Source organism: Bradyrhizobium sp. 2TAF36, from assembly GCF_052114925.1.
Lineage (GTDB): Bacteria > Pseudomonadota > Alphaproteobacteria > Rhizobiales > Xanthobacteraceae > Bradyrhizobium > Bradyrhizobium barranii.
Genome location: NZ_JBFRFR010000008.1, coordinates 80,809 through 97,957, shown reverse-complemented (window position 1 = coordinate 97,957; position 17,149 = coordinate 80,809). Strand labels below are relative to the sequence as shown.

At 64.3% G+C, this 17,149-nt stretch carries 20 protein-coding genes and 1 pseudogene; 10 read left to right on the top strand and 11 right to left on the bottom strand.

Features of this window, described 5'->3' with window-relative positions:
* Nucleotides 1-8: 8 nt before the first annotated feature.
* Complete coding sequence (locus AB4Z51_RS06065) at nucleotides 9-422, top strand: cupin domain-containing protein (protein ID WP_071914269.1); 414 nt, start codon at nucleotides 9-11, stop codon at nucleotides 420-422.
* A gap of 10 nt (nucleotides 423-432) precedes the next feature.
* On the opposite strand, the pseudogene AB4Z51_RS06060 reads toward AB4Z51_RS06065, so the two are convergent.
* Nucleotides 433-570, bottom strand: a pseudogene (locus AB4Z51_RS06060) (4-hydroxythreonine-4-phosphate dehydrogenase PdxA); the annotation flags it as partial.
* On the opposite strand from AB4Z51_RS06060, the gene AB4Z51_RS06055 reads away from it, so the two are divergent.
* The 7 genes from AB4Z51_RS06055 (at nucleotide 530) to AB4Z51_RS06025 (ending at nucleotide 4,788) form a co-directional block, all read left to right on the top strand.
* The gene (locus AB4Z51_RS06055; protein WP_343287523.1) at nucleotides 530-1,009 is read left to right on the top strand and encodes a GntR family transcriptional regulator; all 480 of its coding nucleotides are present in this window, start codon (nucleotides 530-532) and stop codon (nucleotides 1,007-1,009) included. The pseudogene AB4Z51_RS06060 and the gene AB4Z51_RS06055 overlap by 41 nt on opposite strands.
* A gap of 110 nt (nucleotides 1,010-1,119) precedes the next feature.
* Nucleotides 1,120-1,605 carry a bleomycin resistance protein gene (locus AB4Z51_RS06050; protein WP_135213530.1) on the top strand — a complete coding sequence of 162 codons (486 nt, stop codon included), beginning with the start codon at nucleotides 1,120-1,122 and terminating at the stop codon, nucleotides 1,603-1,605.
* 276 nt (nucleotides 1,606-1,881) lie between these two features.
* Nucleotides 1,882-2,568: an alpha/beta fold hydrolase gene (locus AB4Z51_RS06045; protein ID WP_135213529.1), complete on the top strand. Its 687-nt coding sequence runs from the start codon at nucleotides 1,882-1,884 to the stop codon at nucleotides 2,566-2,568.
* A gap of 265 nt (nucleotides 2,569-2,833) precedes the next feature.
* Entirely contained in the window at nucleotides 2,834-4,255 is a 1,422-nt protein-coding gene (locus AB4Z51_RS06040) for an L-lactate MFS transporter (RefSeq protein ID WP_441497162.1), read from the top strand.
* A gap of 27 nt (nucleotides 4,256-4,282) precedes the next feature.
* Nucleotides 4,283-4,441, top strand: a complete 159-nt coding sequence (locus AB4Z51_RS06035; protein ID WP_167767883.1) for a hypothetical protein — start codon at nucleotides 4,283-4,285, stop codon at nucleotides 4,439-4,441.
* A 4-nt stretch (nucleotides 4,442-4,445) separates the two neighbouring features.
* Nucleotides 4,446-4,571 carry an MFS transporter small subunit gene (locus AB4Z51_RS06030; RefSeq protein WP_275552071.1) on the top strand — a complete coding sequence of 42 codons (126 nt, stop codon included), beginning with the start codon at nucleotides 4,446-4,448 and terminating at the stop codon, nucleotides 4,569-4,571.
* A 55-nt stretch (nucleotides 4,572-4,626) separates the two neighbouring features.
* The gene (locus AB4Z51_RS06025; protein ID WP_244623017.1) at nucleotides 4,627-4,788 is read left to right on the top strand and encodes a hypothetical protein; all 162 of its coding nucleotides are present in this window, start codon (nucleotides 4,627-4,629) and stop codon (nucleotides 4,786-4,788) included.
* Between the two features lie 18 nt (nucleotides 4,789-4,806).
* Here the strand turns inward: AB4Z51_RS06025 and AB4Z51_RS06020 are convergent, their stop codons facing one another.
* The 6 genes from AB4Z51_RS06020 to AB4Z51_RS05995 all read right to left on the bottom strand — a co-directional run bounded on the left by AB4Z51_RS06020 (nucleotide 4,807) and on the right by AB4Z51_RS05995 (nucleotide 10,831).
* Entirely contained in the window at nucleotides 4,807-5,700 is an 894-nt protein-coding gene (locus tag AB4Z51_RS06020) for a LysR family transcriptional regulator (protein ID WP_135213526.1), read from the bottom strand.
* Nucleotides 5,701-5,775: 75 nt separating this feature from the next.
* Entirely contained in the window at nucleotides 5,776-6,495 is a 720-nt protein-coding gene (locus AB4Z51_RS06015; RefSeq protein WP_135213525.1) for a haloacid dehalogenase type II, read from the bottom strand.
* 142 nt (nucleotides 6,496-6,637) lie between these two features.
* The gene (gene glpX, locus AB4Z51_RS06010) at nucleotides 6,638-7,639 is read right to left on the bottom strand and encodes a class II fructose-bisphosphatase (protein WP_063983497.1); all 1,002 of its coding nucleotides are present in this window, start codon (nucleotides 7,637-7,639) and stop codon (nucleotides 6,638-6,640) included.
* Between the two features lie 139 nt (nucleotides 7,640-7,778).
* Complete coding sequence (locus AB4Z51_RS06005; RefSeq protein ID WP_135213524.1) at nucleotides 7,779-9,095, bottom strand: homoserine dehydrogenase; 1,317 nt, start codon at nucleotides 9,093-9,095, stop codon at nucleotides 7,779-7,781.
* A gap of 30 nt (nucleotides 9,096-9,125) precedes the next feature.
* Entirely contained in the window at nucleotides 9,126-10,346 is a 1,221-nt protein-coding gene (locus AB4Z51_RS06000; protein ID WP_014495524.1) for an LL-diaminopimelate aminotransferase, read from the bottom strand.
* Nucleotides 10,347-10,555: 209 nt separating this feature from the next.
* Entirely contained in the window at nucleotides 10,556-10,831 is a 276-nt protein-coding gene (locus AB4Z51_RS05995) for a hypothetical protein (protein ID WP_135213523.1), read from the bottom strand.
* A 253-nt stretch (nucleotides 10,832-11,084) separates the two neighbouring features.
* Here AB4Z51_RS05995 and AB4Z51_RS05990 point away from each other — a divergent pair, with 253 nt between their 5' ends.
* Together AB4Z51_RS05990 and AB4Z51_RS05985 are read left to right on the top strand one after the other, a co-directional pair.
* Nucleotides 11,085-12,893, top strand: a complete 1,809-nt coding sequence (locus tag AB4Z51_RS05990) for a PHA/PHB synthase family protein (protein ID WP_441497161.1) — start codon at nucleotides 11,085-11,087, stop codon at nucleotides 12,891-12,893.
* A 63-nt stretch (nucleotides 12,894-12,956) separates the two neighbouring features.
* Nucleotides 12,957-13,355 carry an MAPEG family protein gene (locus tag AB4Z51_RS05985; protein WP_063983501.1) on the top strand — a complete coding sequence of 133 codons (399 nt, stop codon included), beginning with the start codon at nucleotides 12,957-12,959 and terminating at the stop codon, nucleotides 13,353-13,355.
* 19 nt (nucleotides 13,356-13,374) lie between these two features.
* Here AB4Z51_RS05985 and AB4Z51_RS05980 read toward each other — a convergent pair whose 3' ends face one another.
* The 4 genes from AB4Z51_RS05980 to AB4Z51_RS05965 all read right to left on the bottom strand — a co-directional run bounded on the left by AB4Z51_RS05980 (nucleotide 13,375) and on the right by AB4Z51_RS05965 (nucleotide 16,771).
* On the bottom strand, nucleotides 13,375-13,962 hold the full coding sequence (locus AB4Z51_RS05980; RefSeq protein WP_085401209.1) for a class I SAM-dependent methyltransferase: 588 nt from the start codon (nucleotides 13,960-13,962) through the stop codon (nucleotides 13,375-13,377).
* Between the two features lie 14 nt (nucleotides 13,963-13,976).
* On the bottom strand, nucleotides 13,977-15,023 hold the full coding sequence (gene argC / locus AB4Z51_RS05975) for an N-acetyl-gamma-glutamyl-phosphate reductase (RefSeq protein ID WP_063983503.1): 1,047 nt from the start codon (nucleotides 15,021-15,023) through the stop codon (nucleotides 13,977-13,979).
* Between the two features lie 96 nt (nucleotides 15,024-15,119).
* A complete protein-coding gene (argC, locus tag AB4Z51_RS05970; protein WP_135213521.1) occupies nucleotides 15,120-16,106 on the bottom strand; it encodes an N-acetyl-gamma-glutamyl-phosphate reductase in 987 nt (328 codons plus the stop codon).
* Nucleotides 16,103-16,771, bottom strand: coding sequence for an FMN-binding negative transcriptional regulator (locus AB4Z51_RS05965; protein ID WP_135213520.1), 669 nt, complete (start codon nucleotides 16,769-16,771; stop codon nucleotides 16,103-16,105). Before AB4Z51_RS05965 ends, argC (AB4Z51_RS05970) begins: the two co-directional genes overlap by 4 nt.
* Nucleotides 16,772-17,149 lie beyond the last annotated feature (378 nt).

The following is a 17,149-nucleotide window of genomic DNA, read 5'->3' as shown; positions in this document are numbered from 1 at the left end:
GAAATCCCATGCGCAGATTGCTGATCGCAACGGCGGTTTATGCCGCATCAGTCCTGACGGGCCATGCGGCCGAACCGGCACCTCTGGCCAAAGTGACGGTCGTGTTCGACCAGGCGCTGCCGAACGTCCCGGGCAAGAGCATGAAGGGCGTGCTGGTCGAGTATGGTCCCGGAGGCTCCTCGCCGGCCCACATGCATCCGCGCTCCGCATTCATCTATGCGACCATCCTGGAAGGAGCGATCCGCAGTCAGGTCAATGACGAGCCCGCCAAGGTCTATCGCAAAGGCGAGAATTTCTTCGAAAAGCCCGGCGACCGTCACGCCATAAGCGCGAATGCCAGCGATACCGAACCTGCGAAGCTGCTGGCCGTCTTCGTCGTGGATTCAGCAGACAAGGAGCTGGTCACGCCGATCACGAAGTAGCGCCGGCTCGTCACGCAGCGCGGCGCGCGGCCATCTCCGCGGCGAGCAGCAACGCGGCGCGGCTGGCGCCGATCGACGCGATGCCTTGCCCCGCGATGTCGTAGGCCGTGCCGTGCGCGGGCGTGCAGATCGGGAATGGGAAGCCACCGAAGGTCTGCCAGGGTCTCGAGGCGCTCGCCGGCGAGCTCGCCTGCGAGCGCATCAGCGACGCCGGGATCGGCGAAATCGCCGCCGCACATGACGACATGGTCCGGCATTATCGCGAGGGCGATCTGATCCAGTATTATCGTGGCAACCGCGCCATTCACGAGGCCATCGTCGCCGCAGCCGAAAATCCCGCGCTGACCGGGCTCTATGCTTCCGTGACCGCGCGCATTCGCCGCGCGCGTTATGTCACGCCGATGACACCGCAGCGCTGGGCGTTCGCCGTGAAGGAGCACGAGGCGATCCTGAACGCGCTGCAGCGGCGCGATGGCGCCGGCCTCTCCCACATCCTGCGTGCGCATCTGCGCCACAAGCGCGAAGAGGTTTTGCAGGCGGGCTTTGCCGAGACGGAAGGAAACGACCTCGCGCTGCGGATCGCATGAGGCGGCCGTGCCCGGCGAGCACTCGTTCGCCCCATTCCGCGTCTGGCCTTCGCGCCGCTTCGCTGCGATAACCGCCTCGAAGATCGGTCATAAGATCAGGCGACGCCGCAATGAACAAACCACTGCTGCCCTCTGACCCCGTCGCGCGTGCGACCTCCAACAGCACGGGAAGCGCACCGCAAGGCGGCTTTGCCGATCTCGTTCCCGAACTCGGCGTTTCCAGCATTCAAGCCAGCCTGCCGTTCTGGCGCGACTTGCTCGGCTTCGAGCTCGCCTATGATCGCCCCGATGCGCGATTTGCGTATCTCGTCAGGGGGCGTTTGCAGGTGATGCTCTGCGAATTGAATGGACGCTGGGAGACGGCCGAGATGCAGCGGCCATTCGGACGCGGCGTCAATTTCCAGATGGTCGTCGATCGCATTGATCCCATGCTGAGGGCTCTCGGCGATGCCAAATGGCCGCTCTACGAGCAGCCGAACGAAGCCTGGTATCGGGTCGGCGACCAGGAATTCGGCCAGCGCGAATTCCTCGTCCAGGATCCGGACGGTTACCTCGTGCGCTTCGTCGAACGCCTGGGCATGCGCACGCCATCCTGACGCAAAGATTCGTCCAGTCCTGCCGCATCGCGCAATCAGGAGACACTATCGCGACGGTGCACGCTGCCCGGACCATTGAACTGATGCACGCTCTCTGTCGTGTGGGGTAAACGCTGCATTCGGCTCACGAGCCGAACTTGCTCAATTTCGCATTCGCCCGATTATCCTTGCGACCCTCTGTCAGCTGACGTGGTCGCGCGTTAGACGTGAAGCTCCCCCGCTTCACGCTCCGCGAGCACCTCGGCTCGCCGTTGCGCAGCCAACGGAGACCATCTCATGACCAAACCAAGCATCGTTTTCGCGCACGGCCTCTGGGCTGACGGATCGTGCTTCGGCAAGCTGATCCCGGCGCTGCAAGCCGAAGGCCACGAGGTCCTGGCGAGCCAGCACGGGCTCGATTCACTCGCAACCGACGTCGCCTGCGTGACGGCGTGCTTTGGCCGTGTTCCCGGACCCGTGGTCCTCGTCGGCCACTCCTATGGCGGCACACTGATCACGCATGCCGGAACCGATCCGCGGGTCACCGCGCTGGTCTACATCGCGGCGCTCGCGCCCGCTGCCGACGAAACTTCGCAGAGCCAGATTGCAAAATTTCCGACGACGCAGGTGTTCGGCCACATCGACGCGCCGGCGGGCCGTGTCTGGCTCAAGCCAAGCGGCCTGACGCACTTTGCCGGCGACCTGCCCGAAGCCGAGCAAAAGCTGGTCTACGCAACGCAAGGGGCGCCGGTTGCGGATCTCCTGACCCAAAAGGTCGATGGCACAGCGTGGACCTCGAAGCCGAGCTGGTACATCCTCGCCAGCAAGGACCAGACGGTTCACCCCGATCTGCAACACTTCGTCTCGAAGCGCATGAACGCCACCGTGACCGAAGTGCCTTCGTCCCACGTCCCCATGCTGTCGAAGCCGGATGTGGTGCTGGATGTGATCCGAAAGGCTGCGAATGCGGTCACAGCGAAGTAGCATCAGCTGACATACCATACCGAACCAATGCAGATGACGTTGTCATTCTTCAGATCAGGTCCGGGCGGCGCGAGACCGCCCGGACCTTTTGTCCATCGCGAAAACGCCATGACGATTTCTGCTTTTTCTAATATCGATTAATCCGATTGTAACAGCGCATATTATTCGTTTGCCAAAATCCTCCTTCTGCGTAGCCTGATCCCGCGCCATCGCCCGGCTGCCCGTAAAGGCCGCCCCCGAGAACAGCGAGGCACCGGAGGATTGGATGACGACGACGCTCGACGCATCGGGAATGCCTGCACGTTCGCTGCTGCCCTTCCTCGATCGCGAGCACACGATCGCAAGGCCGGGCTACAGCCGATGGATGGTGTCGCCCGCGGCGCTTTGCGTGCATTTGTGCATCGGGCAGGCCTACGCCTTCAGCGTCTTCAACCTGCCGATGACCAAGCTGATCGGCGTCACCCAATCGGCACCCGGCGACTGGAAGCTCACCGAGCTCGGCTGGATTTTCTCCATCGCGATGGTGTTCCTCGGACTGTCGGCCGCAGTGTTCGGACGCTGGGTCGAGGAAGGCGGCCCGCGCAAGGCGATGTTCACTGCCGGCGTTGCCTGGGCGAGCGCATTCCTGATCTCGGCCCTCGGCGTCTATCTCCACAATCTCTGGATCATCTATCTCGGCTACGGCGTGATCGGCGGCTGCGCGCTCGGCATCGGCTACATCTCCCCGGTTTCGACGCTCATGAAGTGGTTTCCCGACCGACCGGGCATGGCCACCGGCATGGCGATCATGGGCTTTGGCGGCGGCGCGCTGATCGCTTCCCCGCTCTCCGTATGGCTGATGAGCAAGTTTGCGACCACGAGCGACGTCGGCGTGCTCGGTGCCTTCATCACGCTCGGCTGTGTCTACTTCGTCTTCATGATGGTCGGCTCCGCCATCGTGCGCGTGCCGGCGCAGGGCTGGAAGCCGGAGGGTTATGTGCCGCCTGCGGCCGCCACCAGGCTGATGACCAGGAACGACGTGTTCGTCTACCAGGCGATCAAGACGCCGCAGTTCTGGCTGATCTGGATCGTGCTGTTCTGCAACACCACGGCCGGCATCGGCGTGCTCGGCCAAGCCTCAGCGATGAGCCAGGAGATGTTCCCCGGCCACATCACCGCGGTGGCGGCCGCAGGTCTCGTCGGCCTGATGAGCCTGTTCAACATGGGCGGGCGTTTCAGCTGGGCCTCGCTATCCGACTTCATCGGACGCAAGAACACCTATTTCGTCTACATGGTGCTCGGAATCGCCCTCTACGTGACCGTGCCCTATGCCGGCGCGAGCGGCAATGTCGTGCTGTTCGTGCTGTGCTTCCTGATCATCGTCAGCATGTATGGCGGCGGCTTTTCCACCGTGCCGGCCTATCTGCGCGACATGTTCGGCACGCGCTATGTCGGCGCCATCCACGGCATCCTGTTGACGGCCTGGTCGATGGCCGGAATCGCCGGGCCTGTGCTGATCAACTACATCCGCGAATACAACGTCACGCACGGCGTGCCGAAGGCGCAGGCCTACAACACGACCATGTACATCATGGCCGGACTGCTCGTGGTCGGCTTCCTCGCCAATCTCTGCGTCCGTGCCGTCGACAAGCGTCATCACATGAAAGGCGAGGACAGTTCAGGTCTCGAGGCGGCGCGTGCTGCCTGACGTTCGGACGAACACAAGGAGGCGACCATGACCACGACATTACGGACCGAAGCGTCATTCTCCCAATCGCTGCTGAGCTGGATCGCCTGGAGGGCATCCCGGACGATGGCGGCGATGCGGCCGGTGCATCGTGCCACCGAGATCGCGGCTGCAGCCGCGGCGAGCAACAATCCCTCGGGGGCCTGACATCATGCAGACCGCTCAGACGGCAAAGACCACCCCGCTGCAATTGGCGCTGGCCTGGAGCTTTGCGGGCATCCCCCTGCTCGCGGGCGTGATCCAGACCCTGCTCAACGTCATGAAGCTGTTTCAGTAGGCGGCGAATGCGTCCCACGAGCAAGCGTGCGCCGCTTCTCAGAGGTGCGCGACAGTTGATAACCGACGAAGGCTTCACGATCACCGTGCTGGCCGCGGTGATCGCCGCTGCAATTCTCACCATCGGCTTCGACGCGACTGCGGACATCGTCGTCGCGACGCTCGCACTTGGCGCGGTGACGGCGCTCGCCGAGACCCGCCTGCACCGGCGCGGATAGATCCAGTCAAACGAGCCGTCAGCGGCGCCTGCGCGCGCCACGCGCCGGCGTTTCCGTCACGCGCCGGGTCTGCTCGGCGGCGAGGTCGCGCATGATCGCTATCGCGCTCTGCACATGGTCGTCGGGCTGGTCGACCGAATAGACGACATAGGCCGGCATCGAGAATTTCGGCGCTCCCACCACCAGGTGCAGCCGCCGCGCCTTCAGCAGCGGCTCGACGATCCGGTGCGCAAAATAGCCGGAGCCGCCGTTGGCGAGGACGTGCTGCAGCCCGAGCCAGCCGATGTTGGCGGTCAGCGCAGGCCCCGCGAAATTGGGAAAGACGGCACTGTGCCGGGCGTAGAATTCGGGCCCCCAGTCGACATAGACGTAGCCCTCCTGCGGCTCCGGATCGCTCCTGGGATTGGTCGACACCAGCACGAGCTGCTCCTCGATCAGCAACTCGACCTTGAGGCCGGGGCGGCTTTGCGGGGTGTACATCACGCCGATGTCGATGCGTCCCTCGACCAGCCCCTGCATCAGTTCGGGCTCAAGGGCACTCTCGGCCCGGATCGAGATCTGCGGATTGGCCTCCTGCATGCGCGGCACCCAAAGCAGCAGGAACTCCTCCCACAGGCCGATGCGGCCGCCGAGCACCAGCACCCCGCTAAAGCCCTTGGGGAGGCCGACGTCATGGCGGGCCTGCTCGACAGTGCGAACAAGCGTCGAGGCATGGCGCTGAAATTGCCGCCCCGCCACCGTAAGCGTCGCGCCTGCCTTGTTGCGCACGAACAGCGTGCAGCCGAGCAGCTCCTCGAGCGAGTGGATCCGCGTGCTGACGGTGGACTGGCTGACGTGAAGCCGGTCGGCGGCGGTGATGAAATTGCCGGTGGCAACCACCGTCAGGAATGTACGCGCGAGCTCGGTATCCAGGGGCGCACCTCACACATCGACATTGTCGATATGAAAGGCGCTGTCTTGAAGGATGTCAAACAGAAGCGATGCCGCTCAGCAGCCGAGCTTGTCGGCGACCCCGCCAAAATCCTTGGCGACGATGTCCCAATTGCCGGTCGCCTCGAAGTCGACCTTCTGAAGCGGACCGTATTCGGTCGGCCGCGCCACGAACGCGGTCTTCAGCCCGTTCTTCTGCGCGGCGGCGAGATCGCCGTTGTGGGCGGCGACCATCATCACCTGCTCCGGCTTGAGGCCGAGCAGGCGCGCGGCGCCGAGATAGGTCTCGGGATCGGGCTTGTAGTGCTCGAACAGCTCGGCCGACATGATGAGGTCCCACGGCAGGCCTGCGAACTTCGCCATGTTGGTGAGCAGCGCGACATTGCCGTTCGACAGCGGCGAGATCACGAATTTCGACTTCAGCCGTGTGAGGCCCGCGACACTGTCGGGCCAGGGATGCAGACGGTGCCAGCCCTTGGTGATGTAGTCGAGGTCGGCCTCGGTCAAACCCTTGATCGCGAACTTCTCGACCAGCTTGTCCAGCGAGCGGCGGTGCAGGACGTCGAGGATGACATAGCCACGTTCGGGGTGCTTGCGCACGTCATCCATGGCGGCCGTGTACATGCCGCGCCAGCCGTCGACCAAAGCGGTCCAGTCGGCGGAGATGCCGCGGCCCTTGCCCCACCACGTGAGGTCGGTGATCAGGCTGGTGCGCCAGTCCACGACGGTGCCGAACACGTCGAAGACCAGGGCTTTGACGGAGGAGAGATCGGACATGTGCGCTTCCTCTTTTGTTGTTCTTGTCATTCCGGGGGGCGCGTCAGCACCAACCCGGAATCCAGAAGTTATGGCGCGAGATTCCGGTTTCTCCGGGCCGCGCGCTTTGCGCGGTCCCGTCGCGCCGGAATGACGAAGCGCGTCAGCCCAGGTAAAACTTCTCCAACTGCCGGTGCTCGGCCTTGATGTAACGCACGGTGCCGGTGACGGAGCGCATCACGACCGTCTCGGTCTCGATCACGCCGTCCTTGCGGAACTTGACGCCCGACAGCAACGAGCCCGTGGTGACGCCGGTGGCAGCGAACAGGCAGTCGCCGCGCGCCATGTCCTCGATGCCGTAGATCATCTTGGGATCGTTGACGCCCATCTTGGCGGCGCGCTCGCGCTTCTCGTCGGAATCCAGGATCAGGCGGCACTGCATCTGGCCACCGATGCAGCGCAGCGCCACGGCCGCGAGCACGCCTTCCGGCGCGCCGCCGGTGCCGAGATACATGTCGACGCCGGTGTTATCGGGGTCGGCGCAGTGGATTACGCCGGCCACGTCGCCGTCGGTGATGAGGCGGACGGCGGCACCGGTCGAGCGCACGCTCTCGATGATGCTGGCATGGCGCGGGCGGTCGAGCACGAGAACGGTGATGCCTTCCGGCTGGACACCCTTGGCCTTGGCGAGGCGGCGGACGTTGTCGGCGGGCGAGGCATCAATTTCGACAACACCCTTGTCGTAGCCGGGACCGATCGCGAGCTTCTCCATGTAGACGTCAGGAGCGTGCAGCAGCGTGCCGCCGTCGGCCATCGCCATGGTGGCAATCGAGCCCGGCATGTTCTTGGCGCACAGCGTGGTGCCTTCGAGCGGGTCGACCGCGATGTCGACCTGCGGGCCGGCGTTCATGCCAACCTTCTCGCCGATGAACAGCATCGGCGCCTCGTCGCGCTCGCCCTCGCCGATCACGATGGTGCCCTCGATCGGCAGCTTGTTGAGCTCGCGCCGCATGGCGTCCACCGCGGCCTGGTCGGCCGCCTTCTCATTGCCGTGCCCGCGCAGCCGCGCCGAAGACACCGCCGCCCGCTCCGTCACCCGCACGATCTCCAGCGTGAGGATGCGCTCGAGCAACGCGTGCGGCGGGACTGAAATATGGGTCGACATCGGCTAACTCCTTCGGAACAGTTTTGGACGGAAATCTCCGCCCGCATCAACTCGTAACACCCACAGTTCGTTCGAACCGTGTCCTATTGTTTGAGCATGACCTTTCCGGAAAACCTCTTCACACTTTTCCGGGTCATGCTCAGTTCTTCTCGATCCGGATCACCTGTGGCCGTCCGCTGATCACCTTGTCCTTCTGCACGGCCGCGAGCGCGCGTCGCACGGCGTCCTCATGCGTCGCATAGGTGATCAGGATGACGGGCACGGGCACCGCCTTGCCGTTCGCCGGCGCAGCGCCGCCATTGGGATGACGCTGCACGATCGACTCGATCGAAATCTTCTGCTCCGCGAGCCGGGTCGCGATCGCGGCCGCAGTGCCCGGGAAGTCGCGCGCCAGCAGGCGGATATAGTAGCCGCCCTCGTGCCGCTCCATCGGCGCTTTCTTGGTGTCGCGCAGATGCGAGATCGGCCGGCCGAACGGATTGGCGCGGATGCCGCGCGCAACGTCGGCGATGTCGGCGACGACGGCGGATGCGGTCGCAGCACCGCCGGCGCCGGGGCCGACCAGCGTGATCGGAGGGATGCCCTCGCCATCGATCGTGACCGCATTGGTGACACCCATCACCTGCGCGATCGAGGAGGATTTTGGAACCATGGTCGGATGTACGCGCTGCTCGATGCCCTTGGCGGTGCGAACGGCAACACCGAGCAGCTTGAGCCGGTAACCGAGATCGTCGGCCGCGCGCAGATCTTCCGGCGCGATGGATGAGATACCTTCGACATACACCGCGCTTTGAGCAACTTTCGTGCCGAAAGCGAGGCTGGCGAGAATGGCAAGTTTTTGCGCCGTGTCGTGGCCATCGACGTCGAAGGACGGATTGGCCTCGGCGTAGCCGAGCCGCTGCGCATCCTTGAGACATTCGGCGAAGGACAGGCCCTCCTGCTCCATCCGCGTCAGGATGTAATTGCAGGTGCCGTTGAGGATGCCGTAGACGCGGGTGACGCCGGTTCCGGCAAGCCCTTCGCGTAACGTTTTGATGACAGGGATCGCGGCGCCGACCGCTGCCTCGAAATTCAGCGCGCCGCCGTGCTTTTCGGCGGCCTTGGCAAGCTTCAGGCCGTGCTTGGCGAGCAGCGCCTTGTTGGCGGTGACGACCGACTTGCCCGCATTCAGTGCCGCTTCGACCGCAGAGAGAGCGGGATCACCGGCGCCGCCCATCAGCTCGACGAAGCAGTCGATGCCGGGATGCGTGGCCAGTGCCATGGGGTCCCTGACCCATTCGACGCCACGCAGATCGACGCCGCGCTTCTTCGCCTTCGAGCGCGCGGTGACGGCGACGACGCGAATGCCGCGGCCGCTGCGGCCCGCGAGCACGCGGGCCTGGGTCTCGATCAAACGGACAACTTCGGCGCCCACGGTGCCGAGCCCCGCTATGCCCACTTTCAGGGGTGCAACCATGATGCCTTAGAAAACCTGCCGAAGAGAAACTTAACGCCGATTGGCGAGCGGAACGACGTTGTGCAACGTTTCGATGCCGCTTTCAAGGAAGCGCCGCACGCCGCGCGCGGCCTGCCTGATCCGCTGCTCGTTTTCCACCATGGCGATGCGGACATATCCTTCACCGTGCTCGCCGAAGCCGACGCCGGGCGAGACCGCGACGCCGGATTTCTCCACCATCAGGGTTGCGAACTGCATGCTGCCGACGCTGCGGAAGGCCTCCGGCAGCGGCACCCAGGCGAACATCGAGGCTTCCGGCGGCGGGATCTCCCAGCCGGCGCGGCCGAATGACTCCACCAGCGCGTCGCGGCGCTTGCGGTAGGTGTCGCGCATCTCCTTGATGCAATCGTCGGGGCCGTTCAGCGCGGCAGTCGCGGCGACCTGCACCGGCGTGAAGGCGCCGTAGTCGAGGTAGGATTTGACGCGGGCGAGCGCGGCGATCACGCGGTCGTTGCCGACCGCAAAGCCCATGCGCCAGCCGGCCATCGAATAGGTCTTCGACATCGAGGTGAACTCGACGGTGACGTCGATCGCGCCGGGCACCTGGAGCACCGAGGGCGGCGGGTTGTTCTCGTCGAAATAGACTTCGGCATAGGCGAGATCGGACAGGATCAGGATCTCGTGCTTCTTCGCGAACGCGACGAGGTCCTTGTAGAAGTCGAGGCTCGCGACATAGGCGGTTGGGTTCGAGGGGTAGCAGACGACGAGCGCGAGCGGCTTCGGGATCGAATGCACGATCGCCCGTTCCACCGCCTCGAAGAATTGCGGCGTCGGCTCCGAGGGCACCGAACGGATCACGCCGCCCGCCATCAGGAAGCCGAAGGCATGAATCGGGTAGCTCGGATTCGGGCAGAGGATGACGTCGCCGGGCGCGGTGATCGCCTGCGCCACATTGGCAAAGCCCTCCTTCGAACCGAGTGTCGCCACGACCTGGGTGTCGGGGTTGAGCTTCACGCCGAAGCGGCGGGCGTAATAAGCGGCCTGAGCCCGGCGCAGCCCGGGGATGCCGCGGGAGGCCGAGTAGCGGTCGGTGCGCGGCTTGCCCAGCGTCTCCTTCAGCTTCTCCAGCACATGCGCCGGCGCCGGCAGGTCCGGATTGCCCATGCCGAGGTCGATGATGTCGGCGCCGGCATTCCGCGCGGCCGCCTTGGCCCGGTTGACCTGCTCGAACACGTAAGGCGGAAGGCGGCGGATGCGGTAAAACTCTTCCATGGCTCTCTGGGCTCCGGGCAACCGGTCAGGACAGAATCGACCGGCCATGACAGCCGCTCGGGAAAGCTCTCGCCCCCTCGCGAAAATCACTCAAAATCAAACGCTTAGAGTAATATTCGACGGCAGGAGCTGAAGTCGTTCGCCCTGACTCTCGGCTGAACTGAGGTCTTTTAGCACGGCATGGCGGGGGCGCCAGCGATTACGCCGCGTTACTTGGCGTCTTTTGCGGCAACCGATTGGCGTTCGCGCGCGGCGGCCAGCTCGGCTTCAATCTTGGCGCGCTGGTCCGGCGGGATGATCGCCTGATCACGATCCGGCGGCAGATCGTGCACCGGAAGGTAGGAGCCGGGCTCCCTGGGATGGGCCTGCGCGTCGGTGGGCGTATAGTCAGCCAGCTGACTCGAGCAGCCGCCCAAGGCAAGCGCCGCCATCAGCAGCGCGCCACAGATCGGCAGCGACTTTTGCAGGTCCCTCAACGCTAACACTTGGGAAATCCCCTACTCGTCCCAATGCGAGGCTGCCGGAACTTAACCCGACAACCTGCCCAAGCTCAAACCATTGCTGCCCACAAATGGTACGAGCGAGAATACTTCCAAGGCCCACTGCGGAAGAGGTGCACGCTGATTGTGACAAAACCAAGGGGCTTTGTCGCAGTGCAGCACATGTTGGAGCTTGTTTAACGCCAAACATGCGAGCTTCGCGGTGACGAATACGGAATGAATCGTTACTGTTCTGCTCATGAGTAGCGCCACGACCGACACACCCAAATCCGAAACGAAGTTCGATGCGGAAGCCTTCGCGATGAATGTCGCGCAGGCGATGGAGAGCGGCGGCAAGGCGCTCGCCGCGTATCTCAAGCCACGCGAGAGCGGCGAGGTGCAGGATCGCCCGCCGGCCGAGCTGACGGAAGTGGTCAAGGCCTTCACGTCGGTCGCCGAATACTGGCTGTCGGACAGATCCCGCGCGTCGGATCTGCAGACCAAGCTCGCCAAGGATTATCTCGACCTCTGGGGCTCGGCGGCGCGCCGCATGGCCGGCCAGGACGCCCCGCCCGCGATCGCGCCCTCGCCGCGTGACAAGCGCTTTGCCGATCCGGAATGGAAGTCGAACCAGTTCTTCGATTTCATGATGCAGCTCTATCTGCTCACGACCAAATGGGCGCAGGAGCTGGTGCGCGACGCCGACGGGCTCGACCCGCAGACCCGCCGCAAGGCGGAGTTCTACATCCAGCAGATCACCAACGCGATCTCGCCGTCCAACTTCGTGCTGACCAATCCGGAAGTGCTGCGCGAGACGGTCGCCAGCAGCGGCGAGAACCTCGCGCGCGGCCTGAAGATGCTGGCCGAGGACATCGCGGCCGGCAAGGGCATGCTGAAGATCCGCCAGTCCAATCCGGACAATCTCGTCGTCGGGGTCAATATGGCGACGACGCCGGGCAAGGTGATCTACCAGAACGAGATGATGCAGCTGATCCAGTATTCGCCGACCACGGAGAACGTGCTGCGCACGCCGCTCCTGATCGTGCCGCCCTGGATCAACAAGTTCTACATCCTCGATCTCAAGCCGGAGAAATCCTACATCAAGTGGTGCGTCGACCAGGGCATCACCGTGTTTGTGATCTCATGGGTCAATCCCGACAAGCGGCTCGGCAACAAGAGCTGGGAAGACTACATGAAGGAAGGCCCGCTCACAGCGATGGACGTGATCGAGAAGGTCACCGGCGAGTTGAAGGTGCACACCGCCGGCTATTGCGTCGGCGGCACCATGCTCGCGACCACGCTGGCCTGGCTCGCCGAGAAGCGCCGCCAGCGCGTCGCGTCGGCGACGTTCTTCGCCGCGCAGGTCGACTTCACCCATGCCGGCGATCTCCTCGTGTTCGTCGACGAGGACCAGATCGCGGCCCTCGAGCAGGACATGAAGGCGGCCGGCGTGCTCGAAGGCTCGAAGATGGCGATGGCCTTCAACATGCTGCGCTCCAACGATCTGATCTGGTCCTATGTCGTCAGCAACTATCTGAAGGGCCAGCAGCCGAGCGCGTTCGACCTCCTGCACTGGAATTCGGATGCGACGCGCATGACCGCATCGAACCACTCCTATTACCTGCGCAATTGCTACCTGGAGAACCGGCTCTCCACCGGCACCATGGTGCTCGACAACACGCTGCTCGACCTCTCCAAGGTCAAGGTGCCCGTCTACAACCTCGCCACCCGCGAGGACCACATCGCGCCGGCCGAATCGGTGCTGTACGGCTCGCAGTTCTTCGGCGGCCCGGTGAAATACGTCCTGTCCGGCTCGGGCCACATCGCCGGCGTGGTCAACCCGCCCGCCTCGAACAAGTACCAGTACTGGACCAACGACAACGTCAAGGATGTCAACGTCGCCGAATGGATGAAGGGCGCGGTGGAGCACAAGGGCTCGTGGTGGCCGGACTGGCGGCAATGGCTGGGCGAGCTCGATGCGGAGGAAGTCCCGGCGCGCGTGGTCGGCAGCGAGGCCCTGCCCCCGATCGAGGACGCGCCCGGCAGCTATGTCAGGGTTCGCGCATAGCGGACTCGCCCGCGCTTTCGTATAGACTCGCTCTCAACGCAGCGAAGACACAGGGGACGGACCATGACGCGCGAATTGTTCTGGCTGACACTGACGGTGATCCTGACCGGGATCCTCTGGATTCCCTACACCATCAACCGCTGCCAGGTTCGGGGGCTCAGTGGCGCCTTGGCCAATCCCTCGCGCGCCGACAAGCCGCAGGCGGAGTGGGCGAACCGCCTGATGTTCGCGCATGACAACGCCGTCGAAAACCTCGTGCTCTTCGCGCCGCTGGTGCTGATCCTGAACGCGATCGACTATTCCTCGAAATGGACCGTGCTCGCCTGTGCGGTCTATTTCTGGTCGCGTGTCGCGCATCTGATCGTCTATGCGCTCGGAATCCCGGTGTTCCGGACTCTCGCCTTCACCGTCGGCTTCCTCGCCCAGGCCGTGCTTGCGCTGGCAATCTTCAAGGTGCTCTAGAAATCGGGTCTCTTAGGGATCAGGCCCTGCGTACGACGAGGTTCAGCATGTTGGCTGGCGTCTCGTCGAAACTCTGGATCACGTTGGTGTCCGACGACAGCGTGATCCACGAACCTGCGCTGGCGTAAGTCATCTCGAGCCACTCCCGCGAGACGTAGCTGTAGTACCGCCCGAGGCTGTCTCGCGCGTCGCCCTCGCCCATCTTGTAGCTGGCGTAGAACACGCCTGATGGCTTGAGTGCACGGTGGATCTTTCCAAGGATGCCGGCGAGCTCGTCGCGTGGCACATGCAGCAGACAGGCGCTCGCCCAGACGCCGTCATAGGCCTCGTGCCCATCCAGCTGGTCGAACCGCATCGCCTCGACGGGATGACCAAGCCGGCGCGAGGCGATCCCGGCCATTTCGGGCGAGCCATCGGTCGCACGCACTGAAAAACCTTCGGCGAGCATCACTGCGGAATGATTGCCGGCACCGCAACCGAGCTCGAGGATCGCGCCTCCCGGCGGCAGCAGGGCGAGAAAGCCCCGCAACCGCGTCGATGCGGCCTTCGCCCAGCCGGCATAGGCCTCGGCGTTCTGCCGGTAGAATTGCAAGGTCGCTTCGTCCACCGCAGTACCTCGTGTCATGGAAACAGCGCGATCTGCTCCAACCCCGCCGTCTCGGGCAGCCCGAACATCAGGTTCATGTTCTGGATCGCCTGCCCGGCCGACCCCTTCACCAGATTGTCGAGCGTGGAAATCACGATCGCCCGGTTCTTGATGCGGTCGGCGACGACGCCGATCTGCACATAGTTGGAGCCGCGCACATTCTGGGTCTGCGGCAGCACGCCCTTCCTGGCGACATGCACGAAGGGCTCGTTGGCATAAGCCTGCTCCAGCGCGCTTCGCAGATCGTCCGGCGTCGCGCCGTTGAGCTTGACGTAGGAGGTGCAGAGTTCGCCGCGCGCCATCGGAATAAGATGCGGCGTGAAGTTGATCGTCACTGCGGAACCGGCGGCGACGCCGATCTCCTGCTCGATCTCGGGCGCGTGCCGGTGGGTGCCGACCGAATAGGGCGACAGCCCCTCGCCCGCCTCGCTGAACAACGTGTTCTGTTTCAGCCCGCGGCCGGCGCCGGTGACGCCCGATTTCGCGTCGATGACGATGTCGTCGACGTCGATCAGCTTGGCTTTCGCAAGCGGCACCAGCGCGAGCAGCGCCGCCGTGGGATAGCAGCCGGGACAGGCGACCAGCCGCGCCGACGTGATCTTCTCGCGATAGAATTCGGTGAGACCGTAGACCGCTTCGCCCTGCAGTTCGAGCGCCCGGTGCTCATGGCCGTACCATTGCGCATAGGTGCTCTTGTCCCGCAGCCTGAAATCGGCGGACATGTCGAGGACCTTGATTTTGGGATTTGCCTTGAGGACCGCGGCGATGATTTCCTGCGTGGTGCCGTGCGGCAGTCCGCAGAACACCGCATCGAGCTTGCTCCAGTCGACCTTTTCCCATTCCACGAGTTTCGGCAGGTCCAGCATGAAAAAATGCGGAAACACGTCGCCCATCGACTTGCCGGCATGGGTGTTGGCGGTGAGCGCGACGATCTCGGCATTCGGATGCCGGGCCAACAGGCGCACCGCATCGGCCCCGGTGTAACCGGAGGCGCCGAGAATGCCGATCTTCTTCGAGCTCATCACGCGTACCTTTCAGGCGTCATTTGATCGTCTTGCCGGGGTCGAAAGTCGCAGCGTCGCTTCGTCCACCGGGCTGGCCTCCCGAGCAACGTTCGATCAGCTATTGTCGGCAAGGCCCAGCATCAGCCGCATGTTCTGCACGGCCGCACCCGAGGCGCCCTTGCCGAGATTGTCGAGCCGGGCGACCAGTACCGCCTGGTGATATTTGTCGCTGGCGAAGACGTGGAGCTCAAGCGTGTTGGTCTCGTTGAGCGCCTCCGGCTCGAGCTTGCCGCCCTTGGTCGCCTCGTTCTGGAGCGGCATCACCGCGACATACTTTGAGCCGGCGTAACGCTTGGCCAGCGCGGCCTGAAGGTCCGCACCGCTGGGCTTGCCTGGCAGCGCGTCGAGCTGGAGCGGCACCGAGACCAGCATGCCCTGCCGGTAGTTGGCGACCGAGGGAATGAAGATCGGCCGCCGCGTCAGTTTCGAATAGAGCTGCATCTCCGGCAGATGCTTGTGCTCGAAGCCGAGGCCGTAGAGCTCGAAGGACGGCGCGCTGCCGTCTTCGAAGCTCGCGATCATCGACTTGCCGCCGCCGGAATAGCCGCTCACCGCGTTGACGGTGACGGGATAATCGGGCGGCAACAGACCGGCATCGACGATTGGCCGCAGCAGCGCGATCGCACCGGTCGGATAGCAGCCGGGATTGGAGACCTTCTTCGCGGCCTTGATCTTGCCCGCCTGGTCCGGCGTCAGCTCCGGAAAGCCGTAGGCCCAGTCGGGCGCGACCCGGTAGGCGGTGGAAGCGTCCAGCACCTTCGGCGCCGAAGCGCCCATGCTGTCGACCAGCGCGACTGTTTCCTTCGCGGCATCGTCAGGCAGGCAGAGGATCACGAGATCGACCTCCTCCATCAGCGCCTTCTTGGCCGCGGGATCCTTGCGCTTGTCGTCGGAGATCGTCTTCACGTTGACGTCGCTCTGGAGCTTCAGCCGCTCGTTGATGCCGAGCCCGGTGGTGCCGGACCCGCCGTCGACGAAGACGGTGGCGGGCTTCTTGGCCGCGCCGGTGGTCGGGGCCTTGGTGGTTTCGGTGAGGCTCATGGCGCGCTCCTTTCGAGCATGTTGGTTTCGTTCGCGAAGGCCTCCGGCCTCACGTCCTGCATCAGCTGTGAAATCTCTCTGGCGTCGGCTGCGGGTTGCGCACCGAGCGCGTTGGCGATCGCGGTATAGTCGGCGTCCGATTTGTGCTGGTTGAGCTTGAAGCTGCCTTCGACCTCTTCAACCGTCATGACCAGGCCCACGATTCCCTTCTTCAACGCTTCCAGTCGGCCTGCCGTCATCTTCGCCGATGTCCACGGCGCTTTCGGCAACAGCCAGCTCTCGAACTTGTCGCTCAGCGTGTCGATCTGCACCGCCAGCTGATCGTCCGACAAGGGGCGCACCGGCCCGCTCAGATGCACCGACTGGTAGAGCCAGGTCGGCACCTGATCCGGCGAGACGTACCAGTCGGGCGATACATAGGCATCAGGGCCGTTGACCGCGAGCAGCCAGGAGGTCGTCCCATCCGCCAGCTTTAGCAGCGGATTGTGACGGGCGACATGAAAGGCGGCCTGCGGCGTGCCGTCAGCGGCGTAAGTCAGGTAGAACGGCAGCGGCGAGGCGACCGGCTTGTGGCCGTCAAAGGCGCACATCGTGCCGAAGCCGCGCTCCTCGGCGAATTTCAGGCTCGCGGCGCGGTCCTGCTTGAAAAAGGGTGGCGTGTACATCGTGGTCTCCTGCTGGGCCTCCTCGGGGGGCCGCCGGATCAGATCGCGCTGACAGGAGAGAGAATGCCGCGGATCGGATCCAGCGGCAAAGACGATGATCTCAAACGCGATCGACCGCCCAAACCGCTAAAGAGCGGCGGCGGCGACGGGCGAACAGGATGGTCGCGGCGTTGATCATGGCGCGCGGCTATAAGGCCGGCGGGTTCCAGGGTCAAGTCCAAATCGATGGGGCGTGACGGCTGCCGCACCTCGTGACGGCAGGATGCCGCACGGATGTCATCGGGTCGCAGCGGAATTTCCCTTAAACATGGGGGTTCCCGAGAGAGGACCGGCGCGCCACAACCCCGCCGGTTCGTGCCTTTCGTTCGCAACCCAGCC